The following is a 20,640-nucleotide window of genomic DNA, read 5'->3' as shown; positions in this document are numbered from 1 at the left end:
CGCGGCAACGCGGTGATCGCCACCGGCCGTATCAAGTCGAAATCCCGCACGACGTTCCCACGGACGGATACTGAGTCCGGAAAGCCGTTACCGGTGCCCTGCTCCCCCGAGCTCGGTCCACGCCACGGCGCGCAGCGGGAACGAACCCATTCCGCGCACCGGCGCCGGCAGTGCGACCAGCCTGGCGCCTGCGCCGGGGACCGCGTCCAGATTCGTCATCTGCTCGATGATCGGAATTCCGGCGCCTAGCAGCGTGTGGTGACACGGCCGCGTCGGCAGGGACGTGTCGTCGATGTTCAGCGAGTCGATACCCACCAGAGCCACATTCGCCGCCACCAGGGCATCCGCCACCTCACCGATCAGGAACGGATGCCCGGGTTCCCGATACGCCGGCGAGCCCCACTTGGCCGACCACCCGGTGTGCACCAGCACCGCCTTGCCCCACAGGCGCGCGGGATCGCCGAGCACATCCGGCCCGACCGCGCGCAGGCCCGAGGCGCGGATCATCACGATCGGCACGTTGAACAGCCGTTCCACCGGCAGCTCGGCGACATCGGCTCCCCCGGCGTGGAAATGGAAGGGTGCGTCGATATAGGTCCCGGTGGGACCCACCATATCCACGCGCGCGATGTCGTAGGTCATGCCGACCAGCGGCGATTGGTCACGCCCCACCGCCGTAGTGACCCGCGGCGCGGGCAGGCCCGGCTGGGTGAGCATGCCGTCCGAGATCGGATGCGACAGCTCCATGATCGCTCGGCTCATGCCAGGGACGCTACCGCGCTCGCGCCGGGAGGCGTTCCCTTCGGCGGCGCCGTGCCGGTCGAAATCGGTACATGCGAATCGGTCCGAAGAAGCGCAGAATGGAAACCGGAAGGTCGTTATGCGATTGCTACAGGGTCTACTCGGCGTGGTGCTGGGAATCCTCACGGCCGTGCTCGGCACGGTACTGGGGGTGTTGGCGGCCGTGCTGTGGCTGGTCGGCGCGGTACTGTGCGTGACGATCCTCCTGCTTCCGCTGGGCCTACCGGTCGTGAAACTCGCCCGCCGTCTGTTCAGTCTCTCCCGGCAGCTGATGCGTCTGCCCTGAGGACTCTCGCCGCCGCGTCAGTCGATCAGGTCGCGGAGGGCTTCGATGACGACGCCGGGCATCTCCTCCGGAAGAAAATGACCGCATCGCACTGTGCCGGCCCGCAGATCGCGCGCCCAGCCGGACCAGATGGACCGTGGGTCGAACGGAAGGACGATCTCACCCGGATCCTGCCAGAGCGCGGCGACCGGCATGCTCAGCCGCCGACCCGCACGACGGTCGGCTTCGTCGTGGACATTGTCGAGGTATGCGCCGGCTCGATAGTCGGCGCAGATCGCACGGACAGCGTCGGGGGCGCGGGACGCCGCGAGATACGCGGCGCGGACGTCGGCGGGGATCGCGCCGGGGATCCGGCACCAGCCGTCGAGGAAGTGCCCGAAGAACAGATCGGGGTCGGCGAGGATCATGCGCTCGGCCAGCTCGGACGGTTGCGCGAGCAGGTACAGATGGAAGGCGAAGATCCCGGAGGTGCCCCGCAGTGTGGACCACATGTCCGCTGCCGGCAGCACGTCGAGTATCGCGAGATGGCTGATCGAGTCCGGGTGGTCCAGACCCGCACGGAAAGCGACCAATCCGCCTCGATCATGACCCGCGAGCGCGAAACGATCATGGCCGAGTGACCGCATGAGCTCGATGACGTCGGCGGCCATCGTCCGCTTGGCGTACATGTCGCCATCCGGCTCGCCGACGGGCTTGTCGCTGTCGCCGTAACCGCGCAGATCCGGGCAGATCACCAGATGATCCCGCGCGAGGTCGGTCGCCACATGGCGCCAGGCGAGATGGGTCTGCGGGAAGCCGTGCAGCAGCACGATCGGAGCGCCGGACCCGGCCATGGCGACGTGCAGACCGACGTCACCGACCGGCACCCGCTCGTAGCTGAAGCCGGCGATTCTGTTGCTCATCTCTCGGACGGTAGAGCACGGCACCGACAGGCGCGGGGCATCGCCCTCTGGTCGAAACGGCTGCGATTCCGGCGGACTCGACGGCACTGAACCGTGCGGCTTCTCCGTGCGCGACGATACCCGCGTCACGAGTCCTAGACAGGTAATCTTCGATCGTTTTCCTGAATCCAGATCCGCCTCTGCCTCCTGATTGATAGTCTTATCCCGGTTGAACTATCAATTGCTCAACCCTCCCGCACGGAGCGACAGCCGACCGCTTCGCGCGCCGGGATGGGTTGTCGCGCCGAGGAGTAGAACGTGTCCGAGTACGCGGCGCCCGCTCAGCGGTTCCCCGGCGAAGGCCGGGAGCCGGTTCCGCTCCTGGTCGCGCTGAGCAGCCGAACCGCCGCGAACGCACGCAATTTCGGTCGCACGGTCCGGCTCGGCGTCCGCTCCACCGCGTTGCTCGTCTCCGATCTGTTCCTGCGCCGCTTCCCGGCACGCGAGGCGCTGGTTCAGGCCTGGTTCTTCGCCTCGGTGTCGCTGCTGCCCGCGATCCTGATCTCGCTGCCGATGGGCGTGGTGATCGCGGTCCAGGTCGGCAGCATCACCGAGAACGTCGGCGCCGGTTCGATGGCGGGCGCGGTCGGCGGCATGGGCGTCATGCAGCAGATCGCTCCGCTCGCCGCGGCGTTGCTGGTCGGCGGCGCCGGCGCGTCGGCGATCGCCTCGGACCTGGGGGCCCGCACGATCCGAGAAGAGATCGACGCGTTGCGCACCATGGGAATAGACCCGCATCGCCGGCTCGTCGCCCCGCGTCTTCTCGCGATGACCGTGGTGGCGCCGATGCTGGCCGTGCTCGTCATCCTGATGAGCATCCTGGCCGGCTTCCTCGTCGCCTCCCTCGGGCAAGGCGTCGCACCGGGTTCGTACTGGTCGTCGTTCGGCAGTTTCGCCACCGTCACCGACCTGGGCATCTGTATCGGCAAGGCGGCGGTCTTCGGCTATCTGGTCGCGGTGATCGCCTGCCAGCGCGGACTGGAGGCGCAGGGCGGGCCGAAGGGCGTGGCCGACTGCGTCAACGCCGCGGTCGTGCTCGGTCTGCTGACGTGCCTGGTGGTGAACCTCGTCATCACGCAGGTGGTGCTGCTGTTCCTGCCGTTGGAGTTCCTGTGATGGCGTTGCGCAGTGGGCTGCGGACCGCCCGGCCGTCGGAGTATCGCCCCTGGGGGCTGCGCTGGACACGACGTCTCGCACGGCTGTGGGATCCCCTGGAGGAGTTGGGTTTTCAACTTCGTTTCGCCACCGCGGCCTGCCTGGGCGCCGGTTACGCACTGCGCCGCTACCGCAAGCAGGTCGTGGCCGTCTTCACCGATCTGGCCTGGGGCGGCGGCCGATCGGTGATCGTCGGCGGCGGCGTGGTGCCTGTGCTGGTCGTCATGGGTGTGGTGGCGGGAGCGATGATCGGCATCGTCGGCTTCACCGCACTGGACATGCTCGGCTTGGGGCCGCTGGCCGGGGCGATGTCGGCCCTGGCGAACCCGCGGGAACTGGCCCCGCTGATCGCCGCGGTGGGCTTCGCGGCGCAAGCCGGATGCCGGATGACCGCCGAGATCGGGGCCATGCGCATCTCCGAGGAGATCGACGCGCTCGAAGCCCAGGCGATCGACCCGATCCCGTATGTGGTGTCCACCCGGTTGATCGCCGCGGTGATCACGGTGGTGCCCACGTATCTGATCGCGCTGGCGCTCGGCTTCTGCACGACCCGCCTCACCGTCACCGCGGCACACGGCCAGGCGTCCGGCGCGTTCACGCATTACTTCCAGCTGGTCGTCGCCCCGATGGACCTGGTGTATTCGCTGATCAAAGTCGTGGTTTTCGTGCTCCTGATCACCGCGGTGCACGCCTACCAGGGTTTCTACGCGACCGGCGGGCCGGAAGGGGTCGGCATCGCCTCGGGCCGGGCGATCCGCGCGAGCCTGGTGCTGATCGCCTCGGCGGACATGGTGATGACGATCGCCATGTGGGGTTTCGATACCGATATCAGCTTCGCGGGGTGAGGAATCCATGAGTCGTGCGACGCAGTTCTCGGTCCGCGGACCCGGCCGAACGGGTCTGCGGTTGCGCGGGTTGGTCCTGCTCGCGGCGCTGGCCGTGCTCGCAGCGGCCGTGTGGCGCACGGTGGAGCCGAACCGCGCGGGCCTGGCCGGCTTCGATCTGGTCATGACCGGCCTCGGCGACGGCGTCGGCACGCACACCGCGGTCCGCCTGCGCGGCATGACGATCGGCTCGATCGAAGGAATCGATCCGATCGGCGCCGACCGGCAGCGGGTGCGAGTCGGTGTCGCGGCGCCGCGGCTGGCCGAGTTGTCGACGAGCATGCAGACCCGGTTCGTCTCCGCCAACGTCTTCGGATCGACCGCCCTGGAACTGGTTCCGATGCCGGGCGGCGACCCGCTCACCGCGGGCGCGGTGCTCGACCTGGGCGATCGAGTGGACAACTTCACCGTAACCCGGATCCTGCGCGACTCCGGTCACGCCGTCGCCGACGTGCTGACCTCCCGGATGTCGGCGTCGCTGGAGAACGCGGCGAGCCTGACCGCGGCGGCGGCCCCGATGCTGACCTCGGCCCTCCTGCTCGCCCGCACCTGGCAGCGCGCGCAGCCCGGCCCGCTGGCCGAGCTGCTACGTAAGTCGGCGGACGTCACCGAAGGAGTCGGCGCGTTCACGCCTTCGGCGTTGAGCATTCTGACGGCCCTCGCGTCGGTGACGGAACTGGACGACGACCTGCGAACCCGCCAGGCTTCCGACACCATCTCCGAGGTCTCCAACCTCGTCTTCGCCTTCGCCGGTGAACTGGTCGGCGCGCTCGGGCCCACCGCGCAGGCGGTGGACATGCTGCTGGACATGGTGATACCGCTCGATCGCGCGATGCGCGGGGTCACACCGCGGCAGGTGCACGACCTGGCCACCGGAATCGACGGGGCGTTGCACCGCCGCGCGGACCGGGTGGTGCTCGACGTGGAACTGCTGATCGCGGCGGTGCCCGCGTTCCGTCTCCCGGTCCAGGCCGCGGGCGGTGCGGCACGATGAGGACACCACGGGCCGCCGCACTACGCCTGCTGCTGTTGCTGCTGGTAGTGATCGCCGTGGTCACCGCGGTCGTGCAGACGATTCGCCGGCCTGTCGGGGGCGAGACCATCAGCTATCACGCGGAATTCGGCGACGTCTTCGGACTGCAACAAAACGCGGACGTGCGGCTGCGCGGCGTCCAGGTCGGCAAGGTGACCGCCATCTCGCTGACGCCCGAGCACCGCGCCACCGTACGATTCACGCTGCTGTCGCGGTATCGGCTGCGCAGCACCGACCGCATCGCCGTCCGCTTCCAGAATCTCACCGGCCAGCGATATCTCGCGGTCACCGCGACGGAAGAACCGGGACCGTTCCTCGACCCGGCCGAGCCGGTGCGCAACACCGTCGACTCGTTCGACATCACCACGGTCTTCAACGGATTGCGCCCGCTGCTGCGCGAAGCCGACCCACAGGTGTACAACCGGTTCGCCGCCGACCTGGTCGCCATGATCGAAGGCAGCGGCGGCGACGTCGCCCCGCTGTTGCGCGATTTCGCCGCGCTCACCGCCTACGCCGAGGACCGCACGGCCGTCATCGCGACCATCGTCGCGAACCTCGACGCGGTGGCGCTGCGGTTGCGCGGACGTTCGGCGAATCTGGAGAACGTCCTGCGCGTCTTCCACTCCATCTTCATGCCGGTCGCCAGCCGTATGGAGGAATTCCTGAGCCTGATGGACAAGGGCTCGGTCGAGATGTCCGAGATCGTGCGCAGCGCGGAGGCCCTCGCGCGCCTGCTGCTCGGCGCCCGCGACAGCTCGGACGCGCTCACCGAGCGCATCCGGCAGGCCATCCCGGACACCACCGCGGCCGTGCGCGCGTTGTCGGCGCTGCCCGGGCTGCTGGAAGGGCTCAACGCGCTGATCCCCCGGTCGGAGCCGTCCCGGCAGTGCGCGAACGGCACCTTCGCGGTGCCGATCACCGCGGCGGTGCTGCTGCACGGACGCCCCTTGACGGTCTGCGAAGGGAGCCGGCGATGAGATCCGCCCTGCCGCGCCCGGTGTTCTCGCTGGGCGCCGAAACCCCCTCTGCGCGTGCCCAGATGGTGTGGGCTCTGGTCAGCGTGATCGCCGTGACGCTGGCCTTCGCCACGGTGGGCGTGCTGTATCTCCGCCCGCCGGATTACGTGACCTATCGGCTGCAGTTGCCGGAAACGGGCGGCTTGACGACCGGCGACAGCGTACGCATCGCCGGAGTGAAGGTGGGCCGGGTGACGTCGATCCGCCTGGGCGAGGAACACGTCGACGTGGAATTCATCGTGCGATCCGGCAGACGTCTCGGTGACCGTACCGCCGTGGACGTGCGCATGCTGACCCCGGTCGGCGGGCTCTACCTGGCGCTGCTGCCCACGGGCGGTCAGCCGCTGCGCGCGCCCATTCCGGCGGAGCGCGCACGCCTGCCGTTCCTGGTGCAGGAGCTGATCCCGGAAACCGTCCGGGTCACCGAGCAGATCGACACCGAGTCGCTGCGCACGACGCTCGACGCCGCCGCGCACGCGCTCACCGACGCCCCCGGCACGGTCCGGCAAGCGGTGTCCTCGCTCGGCGCGGTGGTCGGCGCGCTGGCCGAACAGCGGAATCAGGTGCAAGGACTGCTCGAACTGTCCAACGAGTACTTGGTCACCGCACGGGACAACGAAATGCTGGCCACCGAGGTGATCCGCGCCTACGCCATTCTGGGACCGCAGATCGTGGCGGCGCGGGCCAAGGTCGAGATCTTCGCCGACAAGGTGACCGCGGTCGTCGGGCTGCTGTTCGATTTCCTCGCCGGTCCCTACGCCGAGAAGCTCGAACCGATATTCTTCCCGGTCGAGCAGAGCCGCGATCTGAGCCGCGACCTGTTGAGTTCGACGGACGCCGTGATCACGGCGATGACTCGCACGCTGGAAGGACTCGCCGGATCGGCCGGGCCGGAGGGCCGTGCGCTCATCGATCAGAGCGGGCTGACCGTGCACCGTCCCGAGGTATGCCTGCCCGTGCCCGGAGCGGGGTGCTGATCATGCTGGTATCAGCGAGGCGACGCCGAGTACCGGCGCTACTGATCGCGACGGCGGTGGCGATCACCACGGTGGCCGGTGCCGCGATGCACGGGGCCGAGCGCCCTGCCCGCGCGGTCTGCGCCTTGTTCGACGACACTTTCGGGCTCTATCCCGATGCGCCCGTGACGATCCGCGGTGTAGCCGTGGGGAAGGTGCGCGCGCTCGTTCCCGACCGCGAACACGTCCGGGTGGAGATGGCTCTCGACGAGCGCGCCCTCTCCGACCGCGTGCGTGCGGTAGTGGTGAATTCCTCGATCCTGACCGACCGTCGCGTGGAACTCGTGGATGCTTCGCCGCGGGGCGGACCGGCGCTGCCCGCGGATCAGTGCGTCCAGCCCGACCATACGGCGACACCGGTGAGCGTATCCGACGCGCTGGGCTCGTTCACCGGGCTGCTCGACGACATCACCCGCCCCGGACCGGACGGCACCACACCGTTGCGAGCGCTGCTCGACGGCGCGGACCGCGAAGTGCACGGACTCGGCCCGGCCGTCGATCGGCAGCTGCGGCAGTTGTCGGATCTGCTGGCCGCGCCGGACACGTTCGCGACCCAGCTCGGCGAACTGCTGGACAACTCCGCCGAATTGAGCCGGTTCGCTGCCGCCGAATGGACCGACATCAAGACCTCGCTGATCACCTTCGGGCCCGGGCTGGAACTGCTCGAACGCACCCTGGTGATCGTCAAGATCCTGGTCGGCAAGCTCGCGGCGGCGATCGGCCCGCTCGACCGGTTGTTCAACCACCACTTCCCCTACCTGATGGAGATCCTCGAATCCTCGGTCCCGATCGTGACGTTGGCGCGAACCAGGGCCGAGGAATCCCGTGATCTGCTCGCGGGCGTGCCGGGGGTCATGACCATGTTGCGGAACATGATCCAGGACGGGTCCGGCGTCACGTTCGACTACCGCCCACCCACACTCGTGCTCGGCGCGGCCGACGCGCAGGCGCTGTGCGCGTCGGTACCGGATCCGCGGACGTGCGCGGTGCTTTCGGCGAAGTCCGCCGCGATGCCGCTGCCTGCGGCCCTCCTCGCAACCGTCGGAGGCACGCGATGAACCGGAGACTGCGCCCGGCCGCACGGCGGCTGCTGCACGCGGGCATCACCGTCATCCTGCTCGCCGGTTGCGGTTTCGACCCGAGCGACCACGCGCTACCCGGAACCGGAGTCGACGGGCCCACCTACCGTCTCGCCATCGAATTCGAAACCGTGCTGAGCCTGCCCGCAGGCGCCCGGGTCCGCAGCAACGGCGCGGACGTCGGGCAGCTGCGTTCGATCGACCTCGTGCCGCACGCCGCGGTGGCGCACATCGACGTGCGCGCGGGCGTGCGCCTCCCGGTCGGAACACGCGCCGAGCTGCGGCAGACCACCGTCCTCGGCGATATCTACCTCGCGCTGTCGCCACCGCCCGACGATCGCGCCGGTCTGCTCCACGACGGGGACACGATTCCGTTGCGCGACACCGGCACCGGCCCGCAGATCGAGCAGATCCTCGAGCGGATGGCCGCGTTCGTCAACGGGGGCAGCGCCGCCAGGATGCAGGACGCCATCGAGCGGATGAGCAGCGCCCTGCCCGAGGACCCCGCCGAGACCAGGGAGCTGGCGGGGCGCATCGCCGCCGATCTCGGTGACGCGGCCGACGGGATCGACGACATCGACCGGATCGTCGCTGCCACCGCGCAACTGACGCAGCGACTGCATCAGATGCGCGAGGACGTCGGATTCGTCTTCTCGGAGACCGCGGCACGGCGGCTCGGGCGCGTCCCGGAATTCATGACCGCGGTGCTCAACGTCGTGATCGACGTCAACACCCTCACCACCGGGTTGGACTGGCTCATCCCCCGGCTGCCCCCGCTCAACGACGCGATGGAGCGAACGGCGATCCTGTTGCGTGAGCCCTCGCCCGACGCGACGGTCTGGGTGGGCAACGGCGCGCTGCTCGCGGAAGTGCTGTCCGGCAAAGTCGTTTCGTTCCTCGGCGACCCCGCACTGGATCTGCGGCGCGTCGGGCTCGCGGGCAGCTCCGACCGGGACGTGGACGCGCTCATCCTGCTCCGCCTGATCGGAGTGCTGCCATGACCCGGATTCCCGCGTGGTTGTCCGGCCTGGCGCTGGCGGTGGTCACCGCGCTCGGCAGCGGCTACCTGATGCTCGGCGTCCTCGATGTCGAGCCGATGGCCGCGCGCGACCGCGTCACGGTGCGCATGGACCACGCCGCAGGTCTGCGCCCCGGCTCGGCCGTCGTCTACCGGGGCGTCGACATCGGAACCGTCGACGAGGTGCGCAGCGTGCCCGGAGCCGTCCGGGTCCGGCTGTCCTACGACCGCGTCCACCGGATCCCGGCGAACACCGCGATGAAGATCGAGAACCTGTCCGCGCTCGGCGAGCCCGTCTTCGCGTTCCTGCCCGGTCCGATCGACGACCCCGGCCGCACGGCTTACCTGCACGACGGTGACGAGCTGATCGGCACGATCGACACGCCCGCCACCGTGCCGGAACTGCTGGCCGCGTCGTCACGTCTGCTCGACCAGACCGACGCGGCCGCGATCGGCCGGCTGGTGGACACGTTCGCCGCGGCGGTCGAGCATGCCGGGCAGATGGCGCCGTCCATCGCACGAGCCGCCGGACTGCTCGCGCTCACGCTGGCCCGGCATCAGCCTTCGCTCGAAGCGGTGCTGCGTAATCTGCTGCGCCTCATGCCCGACGTCGACTGGGTGCGGCCCGCGCTGACCGCCGCGCCGCCGCAACTCGACCGGTTCGGGGAGACGCTCGGCGTGTCCTACCTGTATCTGTTCGAGGGGTCGGCGCTGTTGCGCGGTCGCGAAGTGCTCGGTTCCTGGCGGGAAGAGGAGCAGCGTTTCGTCGACTTCCTGCGACAGCTCGCTCCCGAACTCGGCGCGCTCGGCGTGGCGCTGCGGCCGGTCTCGTCGGCGTCCGGGGCCTCGCTCGGGGTGGTCGACATGGCGACCCTGCTCGACCGGGCCCTCACCGCATTACCCGGCGACCGCTTGCGGATCACCCTCCGGACACCGCCGGTCGGGGAAGGAGAACGATGAGCACCACCGACAAGACCGTCCGGAAGGCCGCGAGCCGCACCGCAAGTGAACCCGGAGCCGAACCCGACCGTGCCGTCGTCGATGACCAAGGCGAACCGGTAGACACGCCCGGCAGGGCCGGAAGCCCACGACGCCTGCGCGTTCCCCGACGACCAACCCGTTCCACCGCCGCCGCGCTGGTGGTGACCGCGCTCGCCGTCGTGGCCGCCGTATCGTTCGCTGTCGGCCGGCTCGGCGACAGTTCCGACGACGAACTGGCGTCGCTGCGTGCGCAGCTCGCGGTCGACGCGGCCGCCGAACAGGCCGCCTCGACATACGCGCTCACTGTGTCGCAGGTACGGGCGGGCGATATCGAGGGATGGCGGAAAGCCCTGCAGACCGGCGTGAGCCAGCAGCTCGCACCCAAGCTGTCGGCGGCGGTCGACGTCGTCGGGCCGTGGTTGAGCCAGATGGAATACACCGCGACGGCGAAGCTGCTCGCCGCGAAAGTCTCCCGGCGCGACGGTGATCTGTACGTCGTGCAGGTTTTCGTCGACATGAATTCGCGGAGCAGGCAGACGCCCGAGGGCGTCACCGCGACCGCCGCCTACACCGTCACGCTCAACCGCGCCGCCGACTGGACCATCACCGACGTCGGCGGCGTCACCCCGGATCTGCCCGCGCCCGCACCGCGATGAGCAGGCACCGGCTTCCATGGTGCCCGAACAGGAGAAGATGATGACCAGAGCCGCGCGTAATGCCGTCACAATCCAGACGGCGACTCCCGAAGCGACCACGAAGGCGGCTGCCACCCGAGAGGTGTCGGTCGACGGTGAGCGGATCGAGCTGGTGTCCCCGGATTCGATGACCGCCGAGATGGTCGGTCACTGGACCTATCTCGTGGTCGAGGGCGCCGCGTTCGCGATGCAGGGACTGCACCCGGTGATCCGGGATGTCGTCGACCGGTATTCGGTCGCCCGCACCGATCCGCTGGGCCGCGCGATCCGCTCCGTCGACTCGGTGCTGCGCTGGACCTACGGCGGTCTGGAGGCCATCGAGGAGGGCAAGCGGCTTCGGTCCCTGCACGAACCGCTGACCATGCGCAACGCCGAGGGCAAGCACATCAGCGCGCTCGATCCCGGGGCGTATCAATGGGTGATCGCCACCGCCTACGTGACCACCGCCAAGGCGGGGCCCCTGCTGATCGGTCGCGAGTTCACCGCGGCCGAGCTCGATGATCTGCTCGCGGACAACATCCGCATCGCCCGGATCCTGCGCGTACCGATGAAGGGCTACCCCTCGAATAGGGCGGAATTCGACGCCTACTACGAGCACATGGTCACCGACGTGCTCTGCGCGACCGACGACGTGCGCCGGCAGTTCGCCGATCTGCGCGACGGCGATACCGAGCAACTGCGGGCATTGCCCGGGCCCCTTCGCGCCCTCGTCCGCGGGCTGGCCCGCCCCATGCTGCGTTTCAACTACCTGTCCATCGTCGGACTGCTCGATCCGCGCCTGCGCGCCATGGTCGGGGTCGAGTGGAGCGAACGGGAACAGCGGCAGCTCGAACGCGTCTACACCGTCATCCGCTTCGCCTATCGGGTGCTTCCGGAGCGGCTCACCTACTTCCCCATCGCCTACCACGCCAGGAAGCACCATCGGTGCATACAGCGCATGCAGGAGCGGGAACTGAAGTCAGCGGCTTATCGCGTGCGCCCCAAGCAGTAGCCGCCGGGTGACTAACCTGCGCCCGGGTGCGGGAACAACAGTGGCGCCAGGAATCGCCGGGCGAACTCCTTCGCCGCCGCGGCATCGGCGAGCGGCAGCGCGCCCCGCGGATTGGAGATGAACGACATCGTCAGGCGGACGAACAGCTCGGCGACCACCTCGGCGTCGAAGACGCCCAGTTCGCCCCGCTTCTGCCAGTGCACGATGAAGCGCGCGACCAAGGTCCGGCCCTGCTCGATGAATTCGTCACCGGTGAGGAACCGCGTGAGTTCACCGGCCGCCGACGAGACGCGCAGGCTGTGCGTCAGCAGACGCGGGGCCTTCGCCTCGCTCACGAACGCCGAGAACATTTCCGCCAGCGCGCTCACCGGACCCGCCGAGCGCTGCACCGCCTCCGCCACGATGATGCCGACCCGCTGTGATTCGGCCATGAGGGCGTACCGCACCAGGGCGGACTTGGTGCCGAACCGGCGATAGACCGTGGCGACGCCGACGCCGGCCCCCTCGGCGATGCGGACCATCGTCGTCTCCTCGAATCCCACCTCGGCGAAGCAGTCGCGGGCGGCGTCGACGATGCGGCGCGATCTGGCGTCCAGTGCGGTGAGGTCGGCCCACGCGTCACCCACCGCCGCCGAGAACTCCGCGACGGTCGGGTTGTCGCCCACCCGCCCCTGCGAGCGCGCGGAGGCGTGCGGTTCGACCGGGCCCGTGGCCCTGTTCCGCCGCGTGCCCGCCTCGGGCTTGCTCGAATCGTTCCGGTGCGCCCTCATCGGCGTGAGCCTACCGCCCGTCCGTCGCGCCACCTCGCCACCACCGCCAGCCGTTTCCGCGGACCGGGCGCAGCGGGTCTCGCCGGTTACTCCGCAGGAATGATAGTCTAAGACCTATATCACTATCACCAGTAGTCCAGAGGTGACCCATGGCAACGAACGCAGAGCTGCCCGTTGTTTCCGAGCCCACCGCCGGCGCCGCGCCATCGGCCCGGGTGCGCCCCGAGGTCCTCGCCGAATTCCGCAAGCACACCGGCAGCGTGCTGTCGGGCGTCTTCGCCGGCTCCGCCTTCGATCAGGTGGCGCTCGTCCCCGTCGCCGCCGCCGTGGACCGCACCGGCCGCTTCGCCGCGAACTTCGCCGATCGCGGGGTCCGTTCGGGTTTCTCGGCCTTGCTGGCGATGTGGGGCGACCCCGCGGACCGGCTGGCCGAAGCCGAATGGCTCAAACAACGCCATCGTGACGTGCACGGCCGGGGGCGCGGCGACTACCACGACGTCCGCTACAGCGCCCTGAACCCGCAGACATGGATCTGGGTGGGTGTCAGCGGGATGTTCGTCGCGCTCAACACCTTCACCTACTGCACCGGCACGGTGCTGCGCCCGGAGGAGAAGGAAGCCGCGTATCAGATGCTGCGCGAAGGGTTCTCCGGGCTGGAGCTGGCCGCCCGGTCGGGCAAACTGCCCCCGGATCTGGCGTCGGCGACCGAGTACTACGACGCGATGGTCGAGCACGAACTGGCCGCCAACCCGTTCCTCGTCGAGCAGTTCGCCGGACTGACCAGGCTTCCGCTGCCCACCCTCGGGCTGCCGCCGCTGGTTCGCACGGCGCTCATGCCGTTGTGGCTGCTGCTGCGGCCCTTCGCCGGGCATGTGATCCAGGTGTGCTCGGCCGAAGTCATGCACCCCGGCGTCCGCGCCATGGTCGGCTTCGAAATGAAGCGGCACCACCACCTCGAGTTCGCCGTGTACGTGTGTGTGTTGCAAGCGGCGTGGCGCCTGCTGCCGGATCGGCTGTTGCTGCTTCCGCTGGCTTACAACCGCCTGCAATACGAGAAGTTGGTCCGCTTCCACCGCAAGTACGCACTGGACTCCTTCGCACCCCCCTCCGGCGCGGCAGGCGGCTGCCCGATCTGAACGACCTCGCCGCTCCGGCATGGCGATGATAGTAATTCGAGGATTTACTATCAGAGAATGCGCGGGCGAGGCGCGGTTGCGTCCCGCCCGGCGAGCTGCCATCCTCATGTCCATGATCTCCCACGGAAAGGGCGTCCTGCGCCCGGCTCGATGAGCCCCCACGCGGCCACGTTCGTGGCCCACGCCCTATCTCTCTCCGCCCTGCACGGTCCCGGCCCTTGGCCACGTGATGGGTACCCCCTACCGGACGAGCGGCCCCACGAAGCGGGCGAAATCGCCCTTCCCAGCGTCGTCTACGACGGCGTCAGCACACATCACTTCGGGTCGGACACGCACCCCGTCGCCGAACTCACCGATCGCATCCTCGCCGACCTCGACGATCCGGCCCGCCTGCTCGAGCACTTCGCCGGCCTGCGGGCGGTGCACGTCGCGGACGACCTGGTGACGGAACTCAGCTCACGCTCGTATCCACTCGAAAAGCTCCATCGCGCAGCACGATTCGTGACCGAGAACGCCACCCGGCGCGAGGTCGCCAAGCTCGGCATCGTGCTGCTGGGCACGTGTGGCGACGAGCGCGACCGCGAGCTGCTCCAGTTGCTCGGATCGCTGGAGGAATTCGCCCTCTTCGCCGTCGTCGCGCTCATGAAAACCCAGCCCGATCGGCACCGCGCGGTCTTCGAACTGGCCCAGCGCCTCGACGGCTGGGGGCGCATCCACGCCGTGGAACGGCTGAAGGGCTGCGTCGATCCCGACATCAAAGCGTGGTTGCTGCGGGGCGGCTTCCGCAACGGCGTGATGAACGAGTATCTCGCGTGGATCGCCGCCACGACCGGCGGTCTCTACGAGGCTCTGCTCGACGACGACATCGACGACGCCCTGCTCGACGGCGCGGCGGACATCCTGCGGGCCCTCGCGCTCGGCGGCCCCGCCGAAGACATGTCCGACTACGACGACGCGGTGCCCGCCCTGCACCGCTTCGCCGAGCTGCTCGCCCGCGCCGAGCCCACCCTCGGGCGGCTCGACGCGGCGCTGACTCTCGCACGCCTGACGTCCGACACCGCCTTCGAGTGGCCCGACGGCGAGCCGGACCGGCTGCGCGCCAGGTACGCCTCCCTCACCGCGCAGCAGCGGTGGCGCGATCTGGTGACGCGCGAACTCGCGACCCACGCCGTCCCGGCCGGTTCCGAGACTCCCGGCGAGCGCCGGTCCCACGCGTTCGAGGTCGCGCTCTCCTGCGCGGGACGACTGGGGATGAGCGCGCTGCCGGACGCGTTCGCGCGCTTGCGGAGCGATCCCCACAACGCCTATGTCTGGCAGTGGGCAATGCACCATGCCGGCCGGACCGCGGTCGAGCAGGTCGTTGCTCTGGCCGAAGAGCTGCTTCCGCTCGACGATCTGGCGACCGGCCCGACCGAAGCGCTGGGCCTGGGCCCCGGCTATGAGGCCGACCGGGCGTTCGAGGTCATCGTCTGGAATCTGCGCGAGCATCCAGGCGCCGGGCGCACGCTACTGCCGGTCGCGCTCGGCAATCGGGTCGTCCGGTGCCGCCGGGGCGCCCTCGTCGTGCTCGGCGCCTGGCCACCGGAAACTCGCCCGGCTCGAGCCCGCGAGTGGGTCGCGGCGGCCGCCGAGCGGGAGATCGACCCGGAACTCCGCCGGGACATGCTGGCGTTCCTGGAGACATGAACCGTCCGCCGCGGTGGGCGACCGGAGTCGCCCACCGCGCTCGGCTCCTGCAAGCGATGATCCGCGTCGAATCCGGGCGACCCGGGCCGGCGAACGCCCCTTCGGCGCAGAACTTCCCCACCGCCCGCAGATCGACTGAGCCTGTCACCGTGTCGGGCCGATGCCGCCGCAGTCGAAGCAATCATTTGCCCAGGGTGACAATGCAATACAGCTTTTGGCTGTCACCATCGGAGACGTACTGTCGATACGCGCGCTCGCAGCGAGATCAGCGGGCCCCGGCGGCGATGCACCGATTCCGGAGGCGGCGCAGCAGGTAGCGTGTGCCGGTATGGCGACCCCGTTGGCGTACACGGCCACCTACTCCCATTCGGCCGACGCGCTTCGCGCGGCGCTGGCCGACGCGCAGTACTGGAAAGACCGCGTCGAGGAGGTCGGTGGGGCCGACGCGCGGCTCGTCGAGTTCGACGCGGCCGAGGAGCGGCTGCACGTGCGGATGGTGCAGACCGTACCGGCGGCGGAGTTGCCCGGCGCCGTCACCGCGGTGCGACCCGAAGGTCTGGTCATCACCCGCACCGAGACCTACACCCACGAGGGCGGCAGTTTCGACGCCCGTGTGGAGGGCGTGCCCGCCAAGGTGACCGGCACCGTCCGGCTCACCGAGAGCGACAACGCGGCGGTAGCGGTCGTCGAGGCCGCGGCCGAGGTCGGCATCCCCCTGTTCGGCAGGAAGATCGAGGCCGCCGTCGTGGCCAGGCTCGTCGAGATGCTCGCCGCGGAAGCGGAATACACCGACGCCTGGATCGCCGACCACTGAACCCGGCGAAGAACTCCGTGGTGTCCGTCGAGGACGATGGCGTCTACGGACGATCGGCGAGCGCGCTACCGATCGTGTCCCATGACTTGTGCAGGTCGTCCTGCCAGTAACCCCAGGAGTGAGTTCCGCTCGGACGCAGCTCGAACGTGGCCGGTACACCCAGATCGCGCAGCCGATCCCGGAGTTGGCGCGTGCACAGATTGGTGACGGCTTCCATCGGAGCGCCGATGATCAACTGGTAGGCCAGCTGTATCCCGGACCCGTGCGCGCCGTCGAGGGTGTCGTGTGGTCCGGGTGCGCCGGTGCCGGTGGAGACGTAGATGGCGGTACCGCGCAGTTTGTCGGCGTGTAGGTAGGGGTCGTTGGCCGCCCACGCCGGGTCCGTCGGCGGACCCCACATGTTCACCACGTTGCCCCGGCGCCCGCCCACCACCGCGCTCACGATCACCTGCCCTTGCGGATCACTGGTGCGCACACACCCGGAATACGAGCCGATCGCCCGATACAACCCCGGCGCGGCCAACGCCAACTGGAACACCGATGTACCCGCCATCGAGATCCCCGCGATCGCGTTCGCCCCGTTGCCGCCGAACCGCGCGTCCACCAACGGAGGCAACTCCCGAGTCAGGAACGTCGCCCACCGCTGCCGCCCCAACACCGGATCATCGGCCCGCCAATCGGTGAAATACGAACTGGCGCCCCCGAACGGGATCACCACATTCACCTGCTTGTCCCCGAAGAACTCCACCACATCAGTCCGGTCGGCCCAGCTTCCGTCGCTGATGCCGCCGTTGGCGCCGTTGAGGAGATAGAACGTCGGCGCGGGCCGCTCCGGCTCGGCCGCGCGCAGGACGAGCACCCGGGTCACGCTGTTCATCGCCGTCGAGTACACGCCGACGTCGAGCACCCGCTCGGACTCCGCGCGGATGTCGTGGATCCGGGATCCGTCCGGAGCCGACACAGCGGCGAGATCCGGAGCAGGCTCGCCCGTCGCCGCACCGGTGGATCCGGCGGTCATGGCCGCAATCGCGAGGACGGTCAGCAGGATTCGTGTCCGCGAACGGGTGAGCGACATCGCACCTCCGATCTCGAGGCCGCACCCCGGCCGATACTCTCGGCTCCGCGGGCGGGGAACAGGCAACGACTACGAGAGCCGACCTCGAGTCAACCGCATCACCTGCGCTGCCGCGCACGGAAACTCGCAACCTTGTGGCCGTTCCCAGCGGGAAGGCGGGTGAACTGCCCATCGACCCCAATGGGCGCGACGACGCCTTGCACGCCGAGACGGTCGCGGCCTAACGTTGGCCGAGTTCTGTCCCGCCTGCGCAGGAAGGCCGCGTGTGGATGCCTTTGCCCCGCCGCCATATCACCGTGGCGCGGCGCGGGCCGCGCGGCTGGTCGCGGCGCTGGGCGTCGCCGCCTTCGGATTCGCGACCGGTGCGGCCGGACCGACGAGCGCCGAGCCGATCCCACCGGAACTTCCCTTGTCGATCGCCGCGACCCCGGATCGTTCGCATATCGCCGCGGCCACACCGGGACCGGGGCGGATGGTGGAACTGACGGTCCACTCCGCCGCGATGGCGAACGACGTGACCGTCCGCGTCCTTCCGGCCGCCGACAGATCGGCTCCGGCCCCGACGCTGTACCTGCTCAACGGCATCGATGGCGGAGCCGACGGCAACTGGCTCAGCCGCACGGATGTGGTGGAGTTCTTCGGGGACAAGCAGGTGAATGTGGTGATCCCGTTCGGGGGCGCCAGTTCGTATTTCACCGATTGGCGGGCCGATGATCCGGTGTTGGGGCGGCAGCGGTGGGCGACGTTCCTGACTCGGGAGTTGCCTCCGTTGGTGGACGCGCGGTTCGGCGGCAACGGGGCGAACGCGATCGCGGGGATCTCGATGGCGGGTACATCGGTGTTCCAGTTGGCGTTGGCCGCGCCGGGGTTGTATCGGGCGATCGGCTCGTATTCCGGGTGTGTGCGCACCAGTGATCCGCAAGGGCAGGTGATCGTGAGCGCGGTGGTGGGCGGGCGCCGGGGCAACGTGGTGAACATGTGGGGTCCGCCGACGGACCCGGCGTGGGCGGCCAACGACCCCTACCTACACGCCGACAAACTGCGCGGTACCGCCATCTACGTCTCCACCGGCACCGGCGCACCCGGACCACACGACACCCTCCACGGCTCCGGTATAGAGCACAACTCCGGCAAACTGATCGACCAGCTCCTCATCGGCGGCGCGCTGGAGGCATTCGCCGACCGCTGCACCCGTCAACTCCGCGAAAGGTTGGACCAGCTGGCGATTCCCGCCACCGTCGACCTGCGCGGCAACGGCACCCACTCCTGGCCCTACTGGCAGGAAGATCTGCACAAGTCGTGGCCCGTGTTCGCCGCGGCGCTGGGCACCTGACGCGAAAACACGTCCCCTTTCGCGTCAGGCTCGAGTGGTCGCGGCCACCTCGCCGGTGTCGTGCTCGATGCCGGGCCGACCGGTCACCGGGCGACGACCCAGCGCGGGCGCGATCAGTTCCACGGTGTCGTGCAGGATCTGCTCGTAATCGGCACGGTGGAATTCGTAGGGCAACTCCAGTCGCAGCTCCGCGGTCTGCGCGAGCACCGGGTCTGCTCGCAGCCGGTCGACGATTTCCGCGGCGGGACCGACGAGGTCCGGGGCGAACAGGACGCGCCGCTCCCCCTGCGGCGCCGTGGTGCGCTCGTGCCTGCTCGCCGCGTACTGCCGGTACCGCTCGCGAGTCGTGCGGTCGGCGCTGTCGAACGGGACGATCACCCGCCCCACCGCGACACGGGCGGGCCGGGCCGGGTCGACCAGCCGGCGATAGTCGTCGATCAGACTCAGTTGGGTCGTGGTGAAATCGTCGCTGCGCTCACCGAAGACGATGTTGCCGGTGAGCAGGTTCAGTCCGTTCTCTCCTGCCCAGCGGACCGAGCGGATGCTGCCGCCGCCGTACCACAGCCGGTCGATCAAGCCGGGATTATGTGGCTGCAATCGAGGCCGCTGGGTATTGCCCGGGGAGTGGATCACCGTGTCCGCGTCACCGAGGTAGCCGCCCCGCAGATTCTCGATCAGCCGGGAGATCCGTCCGTAGGACAGGTCGTAGGTGCGCCAGTCCCCATCGAAGACCAAGTCGCCGATCAAGTCGGCATGCGGCGGAGTGCCCGCGCTGAAACCCGCCTGCAACCGGCCCCGCGACAGCACATCGGCCAGCGACAGATCCTCGGCCAGCCGGAACGGGCTCTCGTAGCCGATCGGAATCACGGCCGTGCCCAACTCGATTCGGCTGGTGCGCTGCCCGGCGGCGGCCAGGAACACCGCGGCCGACCCGACGCCGTGCTCGAGATGACGCTGCCGGATCCACGCGCCGTCGAAACCCAGGCGCTCGCCGTATTCGAACAGCCGCAGCGTGTCCTCGAGTCCCGAATAGGGGTCGTCGTCGGGGTAGTTGCCCGGAGTCAGGAACGACAACGTCCCGATCCGAGGTGTCGTGTCGCTCATCGGGTTCGGCGACGCTCGTACGGGAGCTGCTCACCGGCTTCGATCGCGACCGGCAGCCGGTTCTCCGCCGGCGGCAGCGGGCAGGTCGCCAGGTCGGTGTAGGCGCAGGGTAAGTTCGCGGCCCGGTTGAAGTCCAGCTCCACCGATCCGTCGGCGCCGGGCGGTGACAGGTGGAGAACACGATTGGCGGCGTAAGTCGTGACACCGGAGGTCTCGTCGGTGAACAGCACCGTCAGGCTACCGGGTTCCTTACCCGGGAACGCGGTCAGACCCAGCGGCCTGCCGTCCAGCTCGAACTCGATCCGCCCGGGCGCGTCGTAGACGTGTTCGAGTCCTTCGACAGCGGCGCCGACAGTGGTCGGCTGCGGCTCCGGAAAGGGTACATACCGCCCGGCGACAACCCATTTCGGGTGCGGTGCATAGGCGGGCGTGCCCTGGAACGCGGTGCGCAGTGGGTTGTCGGGATGCCGCGGGCGAACGATGTCGTACCCCCCGCGCTTGGCGACTTCGATCACAGCGTCACCCCAGACGGCGTTCACCCCACCGCGTTCGGGGATGACGCCGAAGCCGTGCCTGCCGTGTACCGGTGTCCCGTCGATCACCAGCTCGTCACCGTCGTCGAGAACCACTGTGACGCCCTCGGCGCCGGTGGACCAGGAGCCCGGTGCGTCCGGGAATCGCTGCGGCGCGCTGGTGAGCCAGTGCAGGTTGGTGATGGCCAGGAATCCGTGCGGGTCGGCCAGTCGCGACTCTTGCGTGTGGTGCCAGTCCGCCCAGTCGGCGACGAAGGCGTCGGTCGGAGTTGCCTCGGCCTGCACTGTCATGT

At 69.2% G+C, this 20,640-nt stretch carries 21 protein-coding genes; 15 read left to right on the top strand and 6 right to left on the bottom strand.

Annotated elements, in window-relative coordinates; genetic code table 11:
• Positions 1 to 87 precede the first annotated feature (87 nt).
• The gene (locus tag QMG86_RS12865) at positions 88 to 762 is read right to left on the bottom strand and encodes a cyclase family protein (protein ID WP_281879726.1); all 675 of its coding nucleotides are present in this window, start codon (positions 760 to 762) and stop codon (positions 88 to 90) included.
• A 118-nt stretch (positions 763 to 880) separates the two neighbouring features.
• Here QMG86_RS12865 and QMG86_RS12860 point away from each other — a divergent pair, with 118 nt between their 5' ends.
• Positions 881 to 1,087 carry a hypothetical protein gene (locus QMG86_RS12860; protein ID WP_281879725.1) on the top strand — a complete coding sequence of 69 codons (207 nt, stop codon included), beginning with the start codon at positions 881 to 883 and terminating at the stop codon, positions 1,085 to 1,087.
• Between the two features lie 17 nt (positions 1,088 to 1,104).
• Here QMG86_RS12860 and QMG86_RS12855 read toward each other — a convergent pair whose 3' ends face one another.
• Complete coding sequence (locus tag QMG86_RS12855; RefSeq protein WP_281879724.1) at positions 1,105 to 1,989, bottom strand: alpha/beta fold hydrolase; 885 nt, start codon at positions 1,987 to 1,989, stop codon at positions 1,105 to 1,107.
• 369 nt (positions 1,990 to 2,358) lie between these two features.
• On the opposite strand from QMG86_RS12855, the gene QMG86_RS12850 reads away from it, so the two are divergent.
• The 10 genes from QMG86_RS12850 to QMG86_RS12805 are packed head-to-tail and all read left to right on the top strand — an operon-like array spanning position 2,359 to position 11,896.
• On the top strand, positions 2,359 to 3,144 hold the full coding sequence (locus QMG86_RS12850; protein ID WP_434086203.1) for an MlaE family ABC transporter permease: 786 nt from the start codon (positions 2,359 to 2,361) through the stop codon (positions 3,142 to 3,144).
• Complete coding sequence (locus QMG86_RS12845) at positions 3,144 to 4,028, top strand: ABC transporter permease (RefSeq protein ID WP_281879723.1); 885 nt, start codon at positions 3,144 to 3,146, stop codon at positions 4,026 to 4,028. Before QMG86_RS12850 ends, QMG86_RS12845 begins: the two co-directional genes overlap by 1 nt.
• A gap of 7 nt (positions 4,029 to 4,035) precedes the next feature.
• A complete protein-coding gene (locus QMG86_RS12840; protein ID WP_281879722.1) occupies positions 4,036 to 5,061 on the top strand; it encodes an MlaD family protein in 1,026 nt (341 codons plus the stop codon).
• Positions 5,058 to 6,077, top strand: coding sequence for an MlaD family protein (locus tag QMG86_RS12835; protein WP_281879721.1), 1,020 nt, complete (start codon positions 5,058 to 5,060; stop codon positions 6,075 to 6,077). Before QMG86_RS12840 ends, QMG86_RS12835 begins: the two co-directional genes overlap by 4 nt.
• Positions 6,074 to 7,093: an MlaD family protein gene (locus QMG86_RS12830; protein WP_281879720.1), complete on the top strand. Its 1,020-nt coding sequence runs from the start codon at positions 6,074 to 6,076 to the stop codon at positions 7,091 to 7,093. The genes QMG86_RS12835 and QMG86_RS12830 overlap by 4 nt, the downstream gene beginning before the upstream one ends.
• 2 nt (positions 7,094 to 7,095) lie before the next feature.
• Entirely contained in the window at positions 7,096 to 8,190 is a 1,095-nt protein-coding gene (locus QMG86_RS12825; protein ID WP_281879718.1) for an MlaD family protein, read from the top strand.
• Positions 8,187 to 9,212 (top strand): MlaD family protein, encoded by a 1,026-nt coding sequence (locus QMG86_RS12820; RefSeq protein WP_281879717.1) that lies wholly within the window; start codon positions 8,187 to 8,189, stop codon positions 9,210 to 9,212. Before QMG86_RS12825 ends, QMG86_RS12820 begins: the two co-directional genes overlap by 4 nt.
• Complete coding sequence (locus tag QMG86_RS12815) at positions 9,209 to 10,189, top strand: MlaD family protein (RefSeq protein WP_281879715.1); 981 nt, start codon at positions 9,209 to 9,211, stop codon at positions 10,187 to 10,189. Before QMG86_RS12820 ends, QMG86_RS12815 begins: the two co-directional genes overlap by 4 nt.
• Complete coding sequence (locus QMG86_RS12810) at positions 10,186 to 10,866, top strand: hypothetical protein (RefSeq protein WP_281879714.1); 681 nt, start codon at positions 10,186 to 10,188, stop codon at positions 10,864 to 10,866. The genes QMG86_RS12815 and QMG86_RS12810 overlap by 4 nt, the downstream gene beginning before the upstream one ends.
• Before the next feature lie 40 nt (positions 10,867 to 10,906).
• On the top strand, positions 10,907 to 11,896 hold the full coding sequence (locus QMG86_RS12805; protein WP_281879713.1) for an oxygenase MpaB family protein: 990 nt from the start codon (positions 10,907 to 10,909) through the stop codon (positions 11,894 to 11,896).
• 11 nt (positions 11,897 to 11,907) lie between these two features.
• On the opposite strand, the gene QMG86_RS12800 is transcribed toward QMG86_RS12805, so the two are convergent.
• The gene (locus QMG86_RS12800) at positions 11,908 to 12,666 is read right to left on the bottom strand and encodes a TetR/AcrR family transcriptional regulator (protein WP_281879711.1); all 759 of its coding nucleotides are present in this window, start codon (positions 12,664 to 12,666) and stop codon (positions 11,908 to 11,910) included.
• Between the two features lie 149 nt (positions 12,667 to 12,815).
• On the opposite strand from QMG86_RS12800, the gene QMG86_RS12795 reads away from it, so the two are divergent.
• The 3 genes from QMG86_RS12795 (at position 12,816) to QMG86_RS12785 (ending at position 16,302) form a co-directional block, all read left to right on the top strand.
• The gene (locus QMG86_RS12795) at positions 12,816 to 13,802 is read left to right on the top strand and encodes an oxygenase MpaB family protein (protein WP_281879710.1); all 987 of its coding nucleotides are present in this window, start codon (positions 12,816 to 12,818) and stop codon (positions 13,800 to 13,802) included.
• Positions 13,803 to 13,952: 150 nt separating this feature from the next.
• Positions 13,953 to 15,488 (top strand): hypothetical protein, encoded by a 1,536-nt coding sequence (locus tag QMG86_RS12790; protein WP_281879709.1) that lies wholly within the window; start codon positions 13,953 to 13,955, stop codon positions 15,486 to 15,488.
• 328 nt (positions 15,489 to 15,816) lie between these two features.
• Entirely contained in the window at positions 15,817 to 16,302 is a 486-nt protein-coding gene (locus QMG86_RS12785) for a DUF2505 domain-containing protein (RefSeq protein ID WP_281879707.1), read from the top strand.
• A 43-nt stretch (positions 16,303 to 16,345) separates the two neighbouring features.
• Here the strand turns inward: QMG86_RS12785 and QMG86_RS12780 are convergent, their stop codons facing one another.
• Positions 16,346 to 17,377, bottom strand: a complete 1,032-nt coding sequence (locus tag QMG86_RS12780; RefSeq protein ID WP_281879706.1) for an alpha/beta hydrolase — start codon at positions 17,375 to 17,377, stop codon at positions 16,346 to 16,348.
• Between the two features lie 265 nt (positions 17,378 to 17,642).
• Between QMG86_RS12780 and QMG86_RS12775 the strand changes: the two genes are divergently transcribed.
• Positions 17,643 to 18,710, top strand: a complete 1,068-nt coding sequence (locus tag QMG86_RS12775) for an alpha/beta hydrolase (RefSeq protein WP_434086175.1) — start codon at positions 17,643 to 17,645, stop codon at positions 18,708 to 18,710.
• A 24-nt stretch (positions 18,711 to 18,734) separates the two neighbouring features.
• Here QMG86_RS12775 and QMG86_RS12770 read toward each other — a convergent pair whose 3' ends face one another.
• Both QMG86_RS12770 and QMG86_RS12765 read right to left on the bottom strand, forming a co-directional pair.
• On the bottom strand, positions 18,735 to 19,814 hold the full coding sequence (locus tag QMG86_RS12770) for an LLM class flavin-dependent oxidoreductase (RefSeq protein WP_281879705.1): 1,080 nt from the start codon (positions 19,812 to 19,814) through the stop codon (positions 18,735 to 18,737).
• Complete coding sequence (locus QMG86_RS12765; RefSeq protein WP_281879704.1) at positions 19,811 to 20,638, bottom strand: DUF1684 domain-containing protein; 828 nt, start codon at positions 20,636 to 20,638, stop codon at positions 19,811 to 19,813. Before QMG86_RS12765 ends, QMG86_RS12770 begins: the two co-directional genes overlap by 4 nt.
• Between the last annotated feature and the right edge of the window lie 2 nt (positions 20,639 to 20,640).

Source organism: Nocardia sputorum (genome assembly GCF_027924405.1).
GTDB lineage: Bacteria > Actinomycetota > Actinomycetes > Mycobacteriales > Mycobacteriaceae > Nocardia > Nocardia sputorum.
Note: the sequence above shows the minus strand (reverse complement) of the source record. Positions and strands in the feature narration are given on the sequence as shown.

Excerpts from the sequence above, each read along its gene's own strand:
- QMG86_RS12865 (WP_281879726.1), bottom strand. The coding sequence starts at position 762 with ATGAGCCGAGCGATCATGGAGCTGTCGCATCCGATCTCGGACGGCATG.
- QMG86_RS12860 (WP_281879725.1), top strand. The coding sequence starts at position 881 with ATGCGATTGCTACAGGGTCTACTCGGCGTGGTGCTGGGAATCCTCACG.
- QMG86_RS12855 (WP_281879724.1), bottom strand. The coding sequence starts at position 1,989 with ATGAGCAACAGAATCGCCGGCTTCAGCTACGAGCGGGTGCCGGTCGGT.
- QMG86_RS12845 (WP_281879723.1), top strand. The coding sequence starts at position 3,144 with ATGGCGTTGCGCAGTGGGCTGCGGACCGCCCGGCCGTCGGAGTATCGC.
- QMG86_RS12840 (WP_281879722.1), top strand. The coding sequence starts at position 4,036 with ATGAGTCGTGCGACGCAGTTCTCGGTCCGCGGACCCGGCCGAACGGGT.
- QMG86_RS12835 (WP_281879721.1), top strand. The coding sequence starts at position 5,058 with ATGAGGACACCACGGGCCGCCGCACTACGCCTGCTGCTGTTGCTGCTG.
- QMG86_RS12830 (WP_281879720.1), top strand. The coding sequence starts at position 6,074 with ATGAGATCCGCCCTGCCGCGCCCGGTGTTCTCGCTGGGCGCCGAAACC.
- QMG86_RS12825 (WP_281879718.1), top strand. The coding sequence starts at position 7,096 with ATGCTGGTATCAGCGAGGCGACGCCGAGTACCGGCGCTACTGATCGCG.
- QMG86_RS12820 (WP_281879717.1), top strand. The coding sequence starts at position 8,187 with ATGAACCGGAGACTGCGCCCGGCCGCACGGCGGCTGCTGCACGCGGGC.
- QMG86_RS12815 (WP_281879715.1), top strand. The coding sequence starts at position 9,209 with ATGACCCGGATTCCCGCGTGGTTGTCCGGCCTGGCGCTGGCGGTGGTC.
- QMG86_RS12810 (WP_281879714.1), top strand. The coding sequence starts at position 10,186 with ATGAGCACCACCGACAAGACCGTCCGGAAGGCCGCGAGCCGCACCGCA.
- QMG86_RS12805 (WP_281879713.1), top strand. The coding sequence starts at position 10,907 with ATGACCAGAGCCGCGCGTAATGCCGTCACAATCCAGACGGCGACTCCC.
- QMG86_RS12800 (WP_281879711.1), bottom strand. The coding sequence starts at position 12,666 with ATGAGGGCGCACCGGAACGATTCGAGCAAGCCCGAGGCGGGCACGCGG.
- QMG86_RS12795 (WP_281879710.1), top strand. The coding sequence starts at position 12,816 with ATGGCAACGAACGCAGAGCTGCCCGTTGTTTCCGAGCCCACCGCCGGC.
- QMG86_RS12790 (WP_281879709.1), top strand. The coding sequence starts at position 13,953 with ATGAGCCCCCACGCGGCCACGTTCGTGGCCCACGCCCTATCTCTCTCC.
- QMG86_RS12785 (WP_281879707.1), top strand. The coding sequence starts at position 15,817 with ATGGCGACCCCGTTGGCGTACACGGCCACCTACTCCCATTCGGCCGAC.
- QMG86_RS12780 (WP_281879706.1), bottom strand. The coding sequence starts at position 17,377 with ATGTCGCTCACCCGTTCGCGGACACGAATCCTGCTGACCGTCCTCGCG.
- QMG86_RS12770 (WP_281879705.1), bottom strand. The coding sequence starts at position 19,814 with ATGAGCGACACGACACCTCGGATCGGGACGTTGTCGTTCCTGACTCCG.
- QMG86_RS12765 (WP_281879704.1), bottom strand. The coding sequence starts at position 20,638 with ATGACAGTGCAGGCCGAGGCAACTCCGACCGACGCCTTCGTCGCCGAC.